Below are 16171 nucleotides of genomic sequence, written 5' to 3' on the forward strand. Positions count from 1 at the left end.
CGTCTTCGTGCCGCGAGGCGGACACACCTGATGAATCGTATGGACAGCAACCAAAGACCATGGGAGTGGGGCAAGGCCCTGGCGGCCACTTGGCCCACAGCAGAACAAGTCCAGCGCTGGAAGCTGTGGCTGCGTTCGCTGCAAGTGAAGTGGGCACAAGGCCCCGGCCCCCAGCGCGGCCGGCTGTGGATGGCGCCCCCATCGCATGCCAATCAACGCCCGGGCGAGCCCAGTGTGAGCACCTGTGTGGCAGCCATGCAGCAGATGCTGCAGGTAATGGCGCGTGAAGCCGCCGAACGCCACGCCCTGGAGCGCGCCATGGAAGACACTCAGGCGGCATTGACCCAGGCGCTGGCCGATTTGGACCGCGTGCGCAACGGTGAGCGCCTGGCGCGACACCAGGCGCTACACGACGAGTTGACCAACCTGCCCAACCGGCGCCATCTGCTACAGCGCCTGGAAGACTTGCTGGGCCAAAGGCGCTCCCTGCAACCCGGGCCGACGGTGCTGTTCATCGACCTCGACCACTTCAAGACCGTGAACGACACCCACGGTCACGGCGTGGGCGACGAGGTATTGCGCATCACAGCCGCCCGACTGAACGCCGCTGTGCGCCATGGCGACCTGGTGGTGCGCCTGGGTGGCGATGAGTTTGCCTGCCTGCTCCGAGGTGTGGCGGACGAAGCGCCGCTACACCAGTTGTGCGCCAAGCTGCTGCAGGCGGTGTGTTGCCCCATGAAGATTGGCCACTTGCAACTGCTCGTGCGCCCCAGCATCGGGGTGGCCATCTGCCCCCAGCATGGCACGCAGGCAGACGCCCTGCTGGCCTGTGCCGACGCAGCCATGTATGCCGCCAAGCGCGAGCGATGCGGCTACGCTTTCGGGACAACGAGCAAAACTCTCAGTACCAACAACGCAGATCGCTCACAGCCGCCAGCCTGATTTTTGGTGCTCTGGCCCGTCTCTGCGACTCGCAACAGCTGCTGACAGGCCGGTGGGTACGGTTACGAACAGACAGGTGCAACACGCCAGCGCACAGTGCAGATAACGGCTCCCCGCCTGGGCGGCCGGGCTTTTCAAGGGACTGTTTCACCATGCGCCACCTGCCATTCCAGCCAACCCACCACCCGCTGCTCAGCAGCCTTTGCGCGGTGCTGGTGGTACTGACGGTGCTCCCGCTGCAGGGCTGCAAGCGCAGCGACATGGTGACCCAGTGGGCGCCCGCCAGCCCATCGCCAGTGGCCTACCTGGAAGACGGTGTGATCACCTCACGCGTACGTGCCGCGCTCATCCTCTCGCCAGTGGTCAACAGCTACAACATCAGCGTTGAATCACACCAGGGCGTGGTGCTGCTCAGCGGCATGGCCGCAGACCCCACACAGATCGATCTGGCCGTGTTTGTGGCGCAAACGGTGCCTGGTGTGAGTTCAGTGGACAGCTTCATGTTCTCGACGGGCGCAGCGCCCGCGCAGGCAGTGCACCAGGGCCACACCCCGGATCTGGAGGCGCTGCGCGCCCGGCAACTGAGGAATGCAACACCCAGCTCGCAGTACCAGCAACGCCACGCCCCACCACCCGTTGCCGATGAGCCCACTGACCCCGCTAGCGAGGTGTATGCCGCCGCCAATTCAGCTCCATCTGCGCCGGAGCCCGCCCCCGCCACCGACACCTCGGCCACAGGCATGCCCTACCAGAGTCGATGGGTGCGCCTGGCCCACAGCGTACTGGGCATTCGCAGCATCCAGGACGAGCTACAGATCAAGCGCTGACCAACGCTTCAATACAGGCACAGCGTGGCTGGACAGAGCACTGAGCCCGCCCGAGGACAGAGCCCAACGCTCACCCGCTATCACCCCACGCGCGGCCGCAGCAGCCGCTGATAGATCGCCTTGTCAGCCGCATAACAACTGCAGGCCTCGGCCTCCAACGCTTTGCGGTTGAGCACCGTGAGTTCTCCCCGGTGGTAGGCGATAAGACCTGCATCCTGAAAATGCCCCGCCGCCTCGGTCACGCCCACGCGGCGCACGCCCAGCATCAGGGCCATGAATTCCTGGGTGACGTGAAAACACTCTGAATGCGATCGGTCCTGCATCATCAACAGCCAGCGCGCCAGGCGCGGCGCAATCTGGTGGTAGCGCTGGCATGCCGCCGCCAGCGTCTGCTGGTGCAGGCGCGCCAGCAGACAGGCCTGGAGCAAGGCCTCCAATTCGGGAATCGCGTTGATCTGCGTGCGCAACTGTTTGGCGCCAATGCGCCAGCTGGACCCGGCGCCCTGCACCAGGGCCCGCCACGGCGTGGCCGCCAGGCCCAGGATCAGTTCCGAGCCCAGCATGGTCTCTGCCCCCACCATGCCCACCTCCAGCGGAGGGTGGCTGTCCACATCAATGACCAGCGACAAAAAACCTTCGGTCGGGAAATGGGCATGCGCCAATGGTCGGCCGCGGGTGCTCAGTTCGGCTGACAGTACCAGCTCAAAGGGCTCGCAATGCTGCAGCAAACGCTCGCGCGCCGCAGTCGGCAGTTGTTGAAGAAGGGTGTTGTCTTTGCTTTGCATTGCGGGGCCTTGGGCTGCTGTCCGCACTGCACGGGAGTGCAGCGCCAGGACCCCTGCGCAATGCCTTGCCTTGCGCAAGGTGGAGCCCAGTGTGGGTGGCTTTGCGCGGTGCGACTGTCTGCCAGCGCACACAGGGTGCAGGCGCTGTTCGACGTCTTCATCCCGCAGGATCAGAGGGGGACCACTTCACACTGTCTACCAGGTCGGCGCCCCTAGCTCGCCACGACCAATGGCAGCAGTCGGTCGTATTCCTTTTTGACCACCTCATAACACTCGCAGGTGCGGCGCTCCAGCCCCGGGCGGTCCAGCACATTGATGTGCCCGCGCGCATAGCTGATGAGGCCCGACCGCTGCAGCTTGAGTGCGGCCTCGGTCACCCCTTCGCGCCGCACGCCCAGCATGTTGGCGATCAACTCTTGCGTCATGATCAACTGGGTGCTGGGCAAGCGGTCCAGACTCAGCAGCAGCCAGCGGCACAGTTGCTGGTCCAACGAGTGGTGGCGGTTGCACACGGCGGTTTGTGCCATCTGGGTGATGAGAGCCTGGGTATAGCGCAGCAATAGGTGCATGACCGGGCCTGCATGTTCAAACTCGGCCTTGATCACATCCGCACGCAACCGAAAACCCGTCCCCGCACTTTGCACCACTGCCCGGCTGGGCGTGGTCCCCCCGCCCATGAAGATCGATATGCCTACCAGCCCCTCAAAGCCCACCACTGCAATCTCCGCAGACGCGCCGTCCTCCAGCACATAGAGCAGCGACACGATGGCGCTGGTGGGGAAGTACACATGCGGCATGGCCACGCCCGACTCGTACAGCACCTGTCCCAACGCCAGCTCTACAGGTTCCAGCAATGGCAGCCAGCGCTGCAGATCGGGCTCAGGCAAGGCTGCCAGCAACTGGTTTTGAAGGGGGATATTGGAGCGTTTGATGGTGGCACCTTGGTGTATCGCGGTGCTGGGCCCCTGCGGCCCTGCCTACCGCCTGGGCATGCCGCAAGTTTGTGGCAGCGCGCCGAACAATGTCTGTACGGTATCGTACATACACACAATTACCAAATGGCTGATGTCAAGGTGTGCTGCGAGTCCACAAGAGAGGCACTCTGCGCATGCCCTACCCAGGCAACGGAATCACAAAACACTGGCCATCGGGCCCGTCACCCCAGCGTAGCCGCTCGCCCACCTGCAACCATCGGGCATCCGGTGGGACGTTCGACGGCAAGACCGCTGAGGCTCCTGCGGCAACGCGCACCAGCACAAACCGCAGCGTGCGTCCTGAACGCACCAGCGTCAGCTCTGAACCCGGCCAGTGTGACGGCAGACAAGGCGTGAAGAACAGCTCTTGCGCCCGCATCTGCAGCCCCACGATGGACTCCACCGCCGCCCGGTGCAGCCAGCCCGCCGCGCCGGTGTACCAGGTCCAGCCGCCGCACCCCACAAAGGGTGGTTGGCTGTAGATGTCAGCCGCCATCACGTAGGGCTCCACGGCATACACCGGTCCCCACACCGGGTGCTGGGCCCGGTGCGCCGGACTCAGGTAGGTGAAGTAGCGGTAAGGCATATCGAACGCACCGGGGTGCTCAGGCTCCTGCAGGGCCAGTTCTGCAGCGGCCATTAGCGCCCATACGCCGCCATGGGCATACTGCCCGCCGTTCTCGCGCACGCCGGGCGGGTAGGCCTGGATGTAGCCCGCGCTGGGTGATGCATGGCGCAGCGGGGGCGCCAGCAGCTGGATCAAGCCTGCTGCGGGGTTGACCAGATGCGCCTCGACCGCGTCCATGGCCTGGCGCTGCCGCGCAGGCTTTGCTGCGCCCGAGAGCACCGCCCAGGCCTGCGCGATGAGGTCAATGCGACCTTCGTCCCGCGTGTGGCTGCCCAGAGCCGTGCCGTCATCAAAAAAGGCACGCTGGTACCAGTCACCGTCCCACGCCTGGTTTTCCAGTGCCACGCGCCAGCCGGTCAGGGCAGCGTCCCAGCGCTGCACCCGATCCAGATCGCCCAGATCGCGGGCGATCGGAATCCAGTCGGTGACGATGGCGCACAGGAACCACGCCAGCCACACTGATTCGCCGCGCCCACCGTCGCCCACACGGTTCATGCCGTCGTTCCAGTCGCCGCCGCCCATCAGCGGCAGGCCATGTGCGCCGGTGCGCAGGCTGCGGTCGATGGTGCGGGCGGCATGCTCGTACACGCTGGCCATGGTGGCGCTGGCGCTGGGGGCCTCGTAGATGTCTTCCGCCCCTTCGGGAATCGCCGAGCCCTCAAGGAACGCCACCTGTTCCTCCAGCAGACTGTGGTCCGCAGTGCGTTCCAGATAGTGGGCGCAGGCAAAGGGCAGCCACAGCAGGTCGTCCGAGAAATGCGTGCGCACCCCCGCACCGCCCGGCGTGTGCCACCAATGCTGCACGTCGCCCGCTTCAAACTGGCGCGATGCGCACAGCACAATCTGCGCACGCAAGGCGCCCGGCTGCGCCCAGGCCAGCGCCATGGCATCCTGCAACTGGTCGCGGTAGCCGGTGGCACCACCCGCCTGGTAAAAGCCCGCTTTGGCAAACAGGCGTGAAGACACCGTCTGGTACAGCAGCCAGCGGTTGACCAGCACATCAAACAGTGGATCGGGCGTGGCCACCTGCGTCGCGCTCAGCAGTAGATTCCACTGGTCGAGGGTGGCCTTCTCTCGCGTGCGGGCCGCAACGGCCATTGCCTCGGCACCCAGCGTGCGTGCCGCAGCCTCGGTGGGGGCGTAGCCCATCAGGTACACGCGCTCAAACACCGCCCCGGCCCGCAAGGTCACCAAACGCGATAACGCTGCACAAGGGTCCAGCCCAAACCCGCTGCGCTGCCCCAGCTGCAGGGGCACCACCAGATCACCCTGCGCATCAAAGAACTCGCGGCGGTCGCAGGTCCAGTCCAGGCTGTCATTGGCACGGTCGTCCATGCCCGGCCCAGCCGAGGCCTCGCAGAAAAAGGCCGTGCCCTCGCCAAAGCCCGCAGCCGCCTCGGTCTGCGTGCACAACAGGCCCAGCAAACGGCCGTCGGGCAGCGGTGCAAAACACGGTGCGGTGGCCAGCGTGGCGCGGTCGCTGCGCTTTTCACCCATCATCCACTCCACCATGCCCACCAGGCGCAAGTGCTCGCGCCGGTTGCCCAGATTGCGCACCTGCACAAACACCTGTTTGATGGCCGTGATGGGGTCCACGCACCAGCGCACCTCCACCTCCAGCGCGCCTCTGCGGTGGCGGATGGTGGTGCTGCCCTGGGCGTGCTCCACGCCGTACACCACATCGGCAGCGCCCCAGGCCGAAGGCGTCAGGCTCCACACCTCGCGCGTGCGGCGGTCCTGCAACAGCAGCCATTCGGCGGGCGGGTCAGCCACCGGGTCGTTCGACCAGGCGGTGAGCTGGTTCAGGCGGCTGTTGAGCGCCCAGGTGTTGCCCGCGCCAGTTTCCGACACCATGGTCCCCAGCTGCGCATTGGCCAGCACATTGACCCAGGGTTTAGCAGGCCGCAGCGTTGCCGACACCTCAAACCCAAAGGTCCCTGTGACCGGAGCAAAGCCACCCACCGGCGCGGGCACCCACGTGCTGCCCTGGTGCGTGGGCACTTCGTCCGTGGCACCGCCACGCCAGGGGCTGGCCATGGACACGCCATGGGCGGCCACCCAGGCCTTTACCTGGTGCATGAGGGCATGGCCATCGGCATGGAGGGTGATGCGGGCCAGGCTCGCCAAGGTGCCCAGCTGTGCAGCCGACAGCTCATCGAGCCGCAGCACCCGCAGGCTGGTCACCGCCGGGCCGGTGTGTGTGGCGAGGTCGGCATCGTGGTGCTCGCGCAGCAGCGTCAGCTCGCGCTGCAAGGGCATGTGGTACGAGTGCGATTCACTGCTGAGCACCACCAGGTCGCAGGCCACGCCGCCATGCGCCCATTCGCGCAGCGCCTGGGCCAGCGTGCGCAGCAGGCCCATGCCCTGGGGCGATCCGGCCATCACTAGCACAATGGGCCGGTCACCCGACAGGCCCAGTTGCCACAGCGTGCGCCGGTCACACACGGGACGGGCGGCCTGGGCCTCGGTCAGCACACCCAGGTGGGTGCTGTGGACCTTGGGCAGCGTGAACACCAGCGCCGTGGTCAGTGCCTGCAGCGCGGGTAGGTAGTCGCGGTGCGGGCGGTGCGATGCCCACTGGATGCTGGCGAGCGTGGCCGACATGGCCGATGCCCGCTCCAGATAGCTGGGCTGGCGGTACTTGTCGATGATGGCCAGCAGCGTGGCCGGGTCTGGCGATGCCGCCGTGGCAAACGTGACACAGGCCTGCGCGCCAGGCGCAATGCGCAGCATCACGCCCAGGGCGGCTACGGGGTCTAGGCCCGTGTGCAGCGTGGCGGGCACCTCCGGCACACAGTCCAGCATCGCCAACGGCTGGCCTGGCGTGTGGTTGCGCCCCAGCCATAGCTGCCGGTCGGTCTGGCAACGCAGGCCCAGCACATGACCTTGGGTATCGGCCACAAAGTGTGCAGCCTGCAGCGTGGCCTCGGTCTGCAGGCGGGGGGTGCGCACAAACCGCAGGGCCTGCTGTGCAGGCAGCCAATCGGCGGCAATGAAAAGGTTGGAGAACGCCGGGTGCGCCTCGTCGGCCGTGTGGGTGGCCAGGGTGATGTCCAGGGCCGAGATCAGCTCCAGCTCGATCACCGCGTCGCCCAGGTTGCTCACCACCACCTTGCGCAGTTCGATGTCGTCTTCCGGGCTCACCCACACCGTGGTGTGCACGCGCAACCCCGGCCACAGTGCATCAAAACACACGCGGTCGGTGTGGAAGATGCTGCCGTACACCGCTCGCGCATCGGGAGCGGGGTGGCTGGTGACGGACACGGGCACGCTGGAGCCCATCTGCCGCACATACAGAAAGCTGCCATGTGCGTCCCGCAGCGCATCGTCGCGCCAACGGGTGATGCCCGTCTGGTGCCAGCGGCTCCACCCTGCCCCGTTGGCGCGCAGTGTGACGCTGTAGCGCCCGTTGCCCAGTAAGTGTGTGGGCTCCAGCGCGTGGGCGCCCGGGGTGACAGAGCGCACATGGTCCGGCGTTTTTTGCTGGCGCGCATGCAGCGGCAGACGCGGCGGTGTCGCCTGCAAGGTGGGCAGTTCGCGCGGGGCGCGCTCCTGCAGCAACGGCAGTACGGCCTCGATGCGGGCATGCGCCGTGCCCCAGCACTGGGCCACGCCGCTGAGCAGCACATTGGCCAGCGCCACGATGGTCATGCCCTGGTGGTGGGCCATGTAGGTGCTGACCAGGGTAAACCGCTCGCCGTGGGTCTGCCGTTCGGGCGTGAAGTCCAATGCCTCGTAGAAGCCGTAGCGCCCACGCGCCGACAGTGCTTCCAGGGTGCGGAAGTTGGCGCAGGCTGCGCGGGCATCCACCTGCGTGGCCAGCGCCGTGGCATAGGGCGCAATCACCATCTCGCCCACCGGCGTGCGGCGCAAGGCCAGGCGCGGCACACCCTGCGGCGCGTACTGGTACGCCAGGGTGTGGTCGCGCCCAGCATAGGCGCATTCAGAAATGCCCCAGGGCATATCTTTGCCCAACCCCTCCACCAGCGCCACCTGCTCGCGCAGGGCGGACCGCCCTGCCTCGCCCAAGGCGCTGTGATACGGCTCGTCCATGACCAGCGTGGGCATCAGGTACTCGAACATCGAGCCTGACCACGAGCGCAGCACCGCATGGTGGCCGCTGGCAAAGAACGGCCGCCCCAGGGCCGCCCAGTGCTTGACGGGCAAGTCGCCCTTGGCGACGGCCAGCAGGCTGGTGGTGCGCGACTCGGACGCGAGCAAGTCGTAGAACGAGGTGTCCAGCTGCTGCTCGTCCACCCGGTAGCCAATGTGCAGCAGGTGCCGCCGGGGGTGGTACAGAAACCGAAAGTCGGCCTGCCAGGCCAGGGCATCCAGCGCCTCGGCCAGCGCCATGAGGCGCTGCGTGGCCTCGGGTGCGCCACCACTGTGCGCGGCCTGCTGGTCGCGGTCCACCGACTGCAGTGTGGCAAGGTGGTCGGCCAGCAGCCACAGCAGCTCGTCATGTTCCGTGGGCGGGCTGTGCACGATGGCCGGGTGGCGTAGCTGGGCCATGCTGCGCAGCTCTTCCTGCGCCTGGGCCAGCAACGCGCGAAACGCCGTGGCTTCGGGCACGTGCGCGGGGTCGGGCGGGCGCAGGCCCAGCAGGCGGCTCAGCGCGGAGGGGTGCTGCACCCCGCGCATGCCGGGGTGGTGCATGCCCAGCCGGGGCTGAAGCCGTGCCAGCGAGGTACGGATGGCCTGCGCACCCGCCTGTGGTGACAGTGGCTGCGCCGCCAGCGCGCTGCAGGCCTGTGCCACGGCCACCAGGTGGGCGCAGAGGTTGCCGCTGTCCACCGTGGACACATAACGCGGGTGCAGGGGCTGCAGGGTTTCGGTGTCGTACCAGTTCAGGAAGTGGCCCCGGTGCCTCTCCATGGCTTGCAAGGTCACCAGGGTTGCTTCGAGCCGGTCGAGCAGCTCCAGCGTGCCGATCCAGCCGAACCGGCGCGCGCAACTGGCGCTCAGCAGGTACAGCCCGATGTTGGTGGGCGAGGTGCGGTGCGCCACCATCTCATACGGGGCAGTCTGCAGGTTGTCGGGCGGCAGGTGGTGGTTGTGGGCATCCACACAGCGCTCGAACAATCGCCAGGTGTCGCGCGCCACGCCGTGCAACAGGTCCTGGTCTTGTGCCGACAGTGTTGGGTTGCCCAGGCCAGACGGAACGCGGTTGGCCAGCCACACCAGCAGCGGCGACAGCGCCCACAGCGCCAGCAGCGGTCCCACCAAAGTCCAAGGTGCCAAGGTTCCACCGGCCCACAGCGCCACGCCACAGCCCAGCGCCAGCAACGGTGCCGCCTTGTGTCTGCGCAGCGTTGCCGCCAGGCCTGTGATCAAGGTGTTCTGCGCAGCCTCGGCCGTGGTCCACTCCAGCAGGTGCCAGCGGCTCACGGCCTGCCGGTGGACGGTGCGCACCACGGCATCGCCCAGCAGCAGCGCTTGCTGCGGCAGCAGGGCCAGGTGCCACACACCACTGGCCAAGGCGCGCAACAGGTCGCCCGATGCTTCGTGCACAAAGCGCATGCCGACCAGCCCAAAGCGGCTGGGCACCCAGCCCGCCAGCGCGCCCATCAAGGGCGCAGCGACATAGGCAGCCACCACCAGCGCCAGCGTGCTGGCCAAAGGCAGGCCCAGCCCCGCCAGGGCCAGCACCACCAGTACCAGCGATGCGGGCGCCACGAGCGAGCGGCGCAGGTTGTCCAGCAGCTTCCAGCGGTTGATGGGCGAAAGGCCCCAGCGCTGGGCCTGGGCCAGAAAGGGCCACAACTGCCAGTCGCCCCGCGTCCAGCGGTGCAGGCGGGCGGCGGCGGTGTCACTGTGTTCGGGCTCCGCCTCCACCAGCGTCACATCGCTCACCACGGCGCAGCGTGCCAGCGCACCTTCGAGCAGGTCGTGGCTCAGCACCTGGTCGGCTGGCAGGCGCCCGCCCAGCACGGCGTGCACGGTGGCCACATGCAGCAGGCCCTTGCCGGTGAAGCTGCCTTCGGCAAAAAAATCCTGGTACACGTCGGAGGTCATGGCGCTGTACGGGTCCAGCCCCTGCTGGCCCGCAAACAGCCACTGCCACAACGAGGTGGTGGCAAAAGTGGGCAGTGGCGCCAGCACCCGGGGCTGCAGGATGCCGTAGCCCTGCACCACGCGCTGGCCTGTGGCATCCAGCCGAGGCTGGTTCTCGGGGTGCTCGGCCACGCCCACCAGGCTGCGCAGGCGGCCCGGGGGCAGCTGCGTATCGCTGTCCAGCGTGAGCACATAGCGGGTCTGCGGTGCGAGGTGCGAGAGTTCGTCCAGGTCCAGGAAGGCGCCCTGCCCCCCGGTGGCGAGTGCGGCCACCAGCTGTTCGAGCTTGCCGCGCTTGCGCTCCCAGCCGATCCACTGCTGCTGCGTGGGGCTGTAGGTGCGCGCGCGGTGCAGCAGCACAAAACGCGGGGCACTGCCTGGAGTGACGGGGTGCTGCTGGTTCAGGGCCTGCATCTGGCTCTGGGCATGGGCCAGCAGCGGGCCGTCTTCGGGCAGGTCTTGCAGATCGGCATCCACACCGTCGGTCAGTAGCGCAAACTGCGCACAGGGCTCGGGGTTGGCCAGGTAATGCAGGTGCAGGCGGTGCACCAGCCGGTCGATGGTGCCGGTGCTGCTGAGCAGGGCCGGGATCGCCACCAGCACACGTGCCGATACCGGAATGCCCGCTGGCAGCAGGTAGCGGGGCATGTAGGTGGGACGGACGGATTCGCCAATGAGCCGGTTCACCACGGCCACCACGATCTCGGACACGGGCAGCAGCAACAAGACGGCGAGCAGCGCCAAGCCCGCAAGATGGGCTGCGCTGGCCGAGGGCCCTGGTGGCATGCCCCACAGGGGCGCGATCAGCCAGGCCATCAGGCCGAGCGAGCCCAGCAGCAAGGCGCCCAGGTACAACGGCACGCGCGACAGACCCACCGCGGAACGCCACAGGGACAACGCATCGGCGGTATGTCGGCGCACGCCCAGGGCATGCTCCAGCTGGTTGCGCCCGGCGCCTTGCAGCCAATAGCCTGCCAGCGCCTGTTCAGCCCCAGTCCCATCCTGAGGCTCACGGTCTGCGCCCGACATCTGCAACAGCAGCGTCCGCGCCACCGCGGCCTCGCCCTGCCCGCTGCGGGCTGACAGGCTTTCAATGCCGTGCAAGGTGGTGTTGCGGGTGGACTCGTCCTCGGCCGCAAACACGGGCGACTGCAGCATGGCGCGCAGCACCAGGCTGGTCTGGCTGATGATGTCGGACCAGTCGGCAGCGCCCACCCGCCGCAGTGCGGTAACGGCATTGCCCATGCTCAGCTGGTCGGCGGCCTGGTTGATCTGTTGCTGGGCCTGCAACGCCACCAGGTCGGGCACCGCGGACAACAACCACTGCTGCACGGGCGATGGCGTGCCTGCAGCGGCATGCCCGCCCACTACGCCGCGCCCCATCATCGACTGCGCCAGGTGGGCGAGAAACACCGGGGCCACGCCACGCCGCTCCATGGCGGCGCAGGCAGCATCCAGTGTCAGCCCGTTCAGGTCCTGGCTGCGCGCGGCGCACAGGCTGGCCAGCTCCTGCGCGGCCTTGTGGCTGGCCAGGCGCTCGGCCAGGCGGCGCAGGTTTTCGATGAGCACCACACGCAGCGTGGTGGGCAACGCCCACAGCTCGCCCTGGCTTAGCTCACGGGTCTCCTGGTAAGCGTTCAGGTACTGCACGAGCAGCGATTCATCGAACGCACTGTCGGTATGGGCCACAAACGACCAGGCCACACCGTACACACGCGGCAGGCCCACCAGCGGGGCGTCTTTGAGCACGGGCAGCGAGCGGTAGTAACGCGGCGGCAGCCCGGCCCGGATCTCCTTGAGCTGGCTTTCGATCAAATGGAAGTTGTCAAACAGCCATTCAGCGGCGGGGCTGATCGCGTGCTCGTCATGCGGTGCGTCAAACAGGTAGCGGTACGCGCCCCGCAGTGCGCGGATGTTGCTCTGCAGACGCGGGTAAAACGTGGTGCGGCCAAAGGGCGCCTTGCCTGCGTCGTGGGAGGAACCGAGGTGCCGGCCATGCTCTTCGAAGCGGGCCACGCCAAACACTTCGGCCCGCAGGGGTTCCAGCACCGGGCCTGCCCGGGCATCGAGCATGCGGTCCATCGCGGAGGGAACCCAGGGCCATGGTGTGCGTAAGCCCATGCGCGCGCGCCCTACCGCACCAGCGATACAGCCCCCACCAGCAACGTGACCAGCAGTGCAACCGTCACCACATGCTCTGCCACCTGGGCCTGCAGCCATGCAGCGCCACCGAGCAACCGGTCCAGCGGCCCCCGCAATGCGCCGCAATGCACCAGGTGTTCACCCAGATGGGAGAGTTCCAGCAGCGATATGTCTGCCGGCTGCCCCACGGAAGACGTGTCCCACGCAGAGGTAAGGTTGGATGGATGGGACATGGACGGCTCCTGGTACACAAGTGAATGGCGCAACCACATGGCGGGTGCGCTCCGATCCTCTTGTACAAGGGGCACATGCTGCGCGTCTGTGCGCTGTCGAACAGACCCCAGCCAGTCTGATTTTTGCCCATGCACCTCACCACCTGATGCCTGGCCTCGCTGGCAAAGCGACTGGCGAGGTGGGTAGCGTTGAAGTCAACTACAACGCTACTATTTGTATAGCGCACAGCGCAATAAATCAAAGCACTAGCGGTCGATTTGATCCAAAAATAACGAATCAAACACTGCTCGGTACCAGCACGGCAGAAGCCAGCGCCGGTCCATCACTGGACTACGACTTTTCAGAGGACACGTTGAACGCCCACCACCGTGCGCCCGCACCGCTCAGGCAACCTGGGCGGCCTCGCGCAGGCTGTCCACCAGCGCCCGCAGCCCGGCCAGGTAGGAGTGGGGACCGAAGCCCTGCACCGTGGCCTTGACGGCGGGCGAGATGATGGAGTGCGCGCGCCAGGCCTCGCGCGCGGCGATATTAGACATGTGCACTTCGATCACCGGGAAAGGCATGGCCTTGATGGCGTCGTGCAGCGGCACGCCGTGCTGTGTCAGCCCCGCAGGATTCACGAGTGCGCCCTGCGCTGCATCGATGTTCGCGTGCAGGAAGTCGATCAGCGCGCCCTCATGGTTGGACTGCACGATGTCGAGCTCCACACCCAGCTCTGTAGCGAGCTTGAGCAAACGATCGTTGATCTGGGCCAGCGTGGTGGTGCCGTAGATATGGGGTTCGCGGCGCCCGAACAGGTTGAGGTTGGGGCCGTGGAGGATGAGAATTTTCATGGGGTGTTCAGGGTTGGGAGCGGCTGACAAAGCTCAGCGAAGCGGTTCTGGCTAGGCGCTGCGTCGCAGGCAGTGCGAATAGCACGACAAGACGCAGTAACGACGCCAGAAGAGTTTTGCCAGGCGCTCTTACTTGCGGATGCGGGCGAGTTCGTCGTTGTAGAGCTTGACGATCGCCGGGTCATAGGTGGCCGCGAACTTCTCGATCACGGGCTTGGCGATCTGCTGCATGCGCGCCAGCTCGGCGGGCGTGATCTCGTTGTAGGCCATGCCTTTGGCCTGCAGGTCCCCCACCGAACGCTGCGCTGCAGCGCGGCTCACCTGGCGCTGGTAGCCACGCGACTCGTTGGCAGCGTCGTGCATCATCTTCTGCTCAGCGGGGGTGAGCTGGTCCCAGAACTTCTTGCTCACCAGCACGATGTTGGCGGCGTACACGTGGTTGGTGGCGCTCACGTACTTCTGCACCTCGAACATCTTGTTCGACAGGATCACGGCATAGGGGTTCTCCTGGCCGTCCACGGCCTTGGCTTCCAGCGCGCCGTACAGCTCGGCAAACGGCATGGGCACGGGGTTGGCCTTGAAGGCCTTGAAGGTCTCCAGGAACACCGGGTTGGGGATCACGCGCAGCTTGAGTCCATCAAAATCATCGGCCTTGGTGATGGGGCGCCTGCTGTTGGTCACGTTGCGAAAACCGAGGTCCCAGTAGCCCAGGGCCACCAGGCCCTTCTCGGGCAATCGGGCGATCAGCGCCTGGCCCAGCGGGCCGTCGAGCAGCGCATCGGCCTGCGCAAAGTTGGCCACCGAGAAGGGGAAGTCCACCAGCCCGAATTCCTTGACGATACCGGCCAGCGAGGTGGTGGCCGGGGCCGACATCTGCTGCACACCGCCCTGCAGCGCCGACTGCTGCTGCATCTCGTTGCCCAGCTGCGAGGCGGGGAACTCCATCACCTTCATCTTGCCGCCGCTCTTGGCCGCCAGCAGCTCGCCAAAACGCTTGACGCCAAAGCTCACGGGGTGGTCGGCATTGTTCAGGTGTCCGAAGCGGATCACGCGCTCCTGCTGCGCGGCGGCGGGCAGCGCCATCAAGAAGGACAGGCCAGCGGCCGCCAGAAGGCAAGCAGTTTTTTTCACAGGGACTTCTCCAACAAAAAGAGACCAGCAATGTGCACACCAGGCCCGGAGTGCATCGGGAACTGCATCGTATGAATAAAGTGGAAACTGTTTCCACAGTAGAAACCCTTTAACAATTTTTGATACATTGCGCCCGAAGAACCAGCGCCTGGGTATCCTGGAAAAACCGGTCCACGATCACGAAGAGCCCCCGCCATGAGCAGCATCCTTGAACGCAGTTTCAAAGTCCTGGAGCACCTTGCCCCGCACCCGGAAGGCAAGGCCCTGTCGAGCCTGGCCTCCGAACTGGACATGCCACTGAGCGCCACGCACCGCCTGCTGGCCGAGTTGATCCGTTGCGGCTACGTGCGGCAGGACCAGAGCCAGGGCAACTACATGCTCACCATCAAGCTGGTGTCGCTGGGCCTGGGCTATCTGAGCGCCACGGGCGTGGTGGACATTGCCCAGCCCCTGCTGGACCGGCTGGCCGCCGAATCTGGCGAGCTGGTGCGTCTGGCCGTGGTGGACGGTGATGCGCTGACCTTTGTGGCCAAGGCGCAAGGGGCCGTGCGCGGCCTGCGCTACGACCCGGACATGGGCCTGTCGGTCAACCTTTCGTGCAGCTCGGCCGGCCATGCCTGGCTGTCCACGATGAGCGACGAAGAGGCCCTGGCCCTGGTAGCACGCCAGGGCTTTGGCAAGCCCGAGGACTACGGCCCCAACGCCCCCACCACCGTGAAGGCCCTGCTGGCCTACCTGCGCACCGCGCGGCAGAAGGGCTTCAGCACCATCGTCGAGGTGTTTGCTCCGGCCATGGCGGCCATGGCCGCGCCCATCCGACGGGGCAACGGCACGGTGATCGGGGTGGTGACCATTGCGGGCCCGCTGGTGCGCCTGACGCCCGAGCGCATGCAGGCCCTGGGCCCTGCCCTGCTGAACACCACGCACGAGCTGGCCATGGCCAGCGCGGGGTCGCCCCTGCTCAAAAAGCGCGGCTGAACCCCTTCAGCCCCTGGGCGCAAACAGCGCCAGGGTCTCGTGCGCAAACGCGCCCTCGATCTCCAGCATGCGCATCTTGGTGGTAGCGCCGCCACCGGCCGAAAAACCGCCCGTCTTGCCGTTCGCAGCCAGGATACGGTGGCACGGCACCACAGGCGCAAACGGGTTGTGGCCCAACGCCTGACCCACGGCACGCGCAGCACCCGGCTCGCCCAATGCGGCAGCCATCTCGCCATAGGTCATGGTTTTGCCGGGTGGAATGCGGCGGGCCAGCTCGTACACGCGGGCGTGAAAGGGAGGCACGGCGTCGAGCGCCAGGGGCACATCACGCAGGTCGTCCTGCGCACCTTCAAGCAGGGCCACCACGCGTGCTGCCCAGGCTGCCACATCGGGTGGCATCGCACCTTCGGCGAGCTGCGGAAACCGGCGCTGCATGCGGGCACGCGTTGCCACCTCGCCCGCATCTTCCGGCAACTGCACCCCCACCAGCAGCGCCCCCCGCCATGCAATGCCGCAGTGGCCGATGGCCGTGGGGAACAGCGCATAGCCGCCTGTGGGGCGGTGCCCCGTGTCGTTGCCGTGCAGCTCTGTGGCCATTTGCTACTCTTTGAATAGCATTCAGGGCATGTAAATCAAGCGCCTC

At 66.7% G+C, this 16171-nt stretch carries 10 protein-coding genes; 3 read left to right on the forward strand and 7 right to left on the reverse strand.

Annotation, left to right across the window (positions count from 1 at the left end; all coding sequences use genetic code 11):
• Nucleotides 1-30: 30 nt before the first annotated feature.
• Both CLU87_RS10605 and CLU87_RS10610 read left to right on the forward strand, forming a co-directional pair.
• Nucleotides 31-942, forward strand: coding sequence for a sensor domain-containing diguanylate cyclase (locus CLU87_RS10605; RefSeq protein ID WP_233193766.1), 912 nt, complete (start codon nucleotides 31-33; stop codon nucleotides 940-942).
• Between the two features lie 152 nt (nucleotides 943-1094).
• Nucleotides 1095-1769, forward strand: a complete 675-nt coding sequence (locus CLU87_RS10610) for a BON domain-containing protein (protein WP_099730434.1) — start codon at nucleotides 1095-1097, stop codon at nucleotides 1767-1769.
• A gap of 80 nt (nucleotides 1770-1849) precedes the next feature.
• Here CLU87_RS10610 and CLU87_RS10615 read toward each other — a convergent pair whose 3' ends face one another.
• The 6 genes from CLU87_RS10615 to CLU87_RS10640 all read right to left on the reverse strand — a co-directional run bounded on the left by CLU87_RS10615 (nucleotide 1850) and on the right by CLU87_RS10640 (nucleotide 14502).
• Nucleotides 1850-2554 (reverse strand): Crp/Fnr family transcriptional regulator, encoded by a 705-nt coding sequence (locus CLU87_RS10615; RefSeq protein ID WP_099730435.1) that lies wholly within the window; start codon nucleotides 2552-2554, stop codon nucleotides 1850-1852.
• Between the two features lie 212 nt (nucleotides 2555-2766).
• Nucleotides 2767-3441 carry a Crp/Fnr family transcriptional regulator gene (locus CLU87_RS10620; protein WP_099732129.1) on the reverse strand — a complete coding sequence of 225 codons (675 nt, stop codon included), beginning with the start codon at nucleotides 3439-3441 and terminating at the stop codon, nucleotides 2767-2769.
• 226 nt (nucleotides 3442-3667) lie between these two features.
• Complete coding sequence (locus tag CLU87_RS10625) at nucleotides 3668-12283, reverse strand: GH36-type glycosyl hydrolase domain-containing protein (protein WP_099732130.1); 8616 nt, start codon at nucleotides 12281-12283, stop codon at nucleotides 3668-3670.
• Between the two features lie 59 nt (nucleotides 12284-12342).
• Complete coding sequence (locus tag CLU87_RS10630; protein ID WP_056746242.1) at nucleotides 12343-12585, reverse strand: hypothetical protein; 243 nt, start codon at nucleotides 12583-12585, stop codon at nucleotides 12343-12345.
• A gap of 384 nt (nucleotides 12586-12969) precedes the next feature.
• Nucleotides 12970-13419: a type II 3-dehydroquinate dehydratase gene (locus tag CLU87_RS10635; RefSeq protein WP_056746244.1), complete on the reverse strand. Its 450-nt coding sequence runs from the start codon at nucleotides 13417-13419 to the stop codon at nucleotides 12970-12972.
• A gap of 129 nt (nucleotides 13420-13548) precedes the next feature.
• Entirely contained in the window at nucleotides 13549-14502 is a 954-nt protein-coding gene (locus tag CLU87_RS10640; protein WP_099732131.1) for a TRAP transporter substrate-binding protein, read from the reverse strand.
• 243 nt (nucleotides 14503-14745) lie between these two features.
• On the opposite strand from CLU87_RS10640, the gene CLU87_RS10645 reads away from it, so the two are divergent.
• The gene (locus tag CLU87_RS10645) at nucleotides 14746-15528 is read left to right on the forward strand and encodes an IclR family transcriptional regulator (protein WP_099730436.1); all 783 of its coding nucleotides are present in this window, start codon (nucleotides 14746-14748) and stop codon (nucleotides 15526-15528) included.
• 6 nt (nucleotides 15529-15534) lie between these two features.
• On the opposite strand, the gene CLU87_RS10650 is transcribed toward CLU87_RS10645, so the two are convergent.
• Nucleotides 15535-16125 (reverse strand): methylated-DNA--[protein]-cysteine S-methyltransferase, encoded by a 591-nt coding sequence (locus CLU87_RS10650; protein ID WP_099730437.1) that lies wholly within the window; start codon nucleotides 16123-16125, stop codon nucleotides 15535-15537.
• Nucleotides 16126-16171 lie beyond the last annotated feature (46 nt).

Origin of the sequence: Acidovorax sp. 59, from assembly GCF_002754175.1 — a bacterium.
Taxonomy (GTDB): domain Bacteria; phylum Pseudomonadota; class Gammaproteobacteria; order Burkholderiales; family Burkholderiaceae_C; genus Acidovorax; species Acidovorax delafieldii.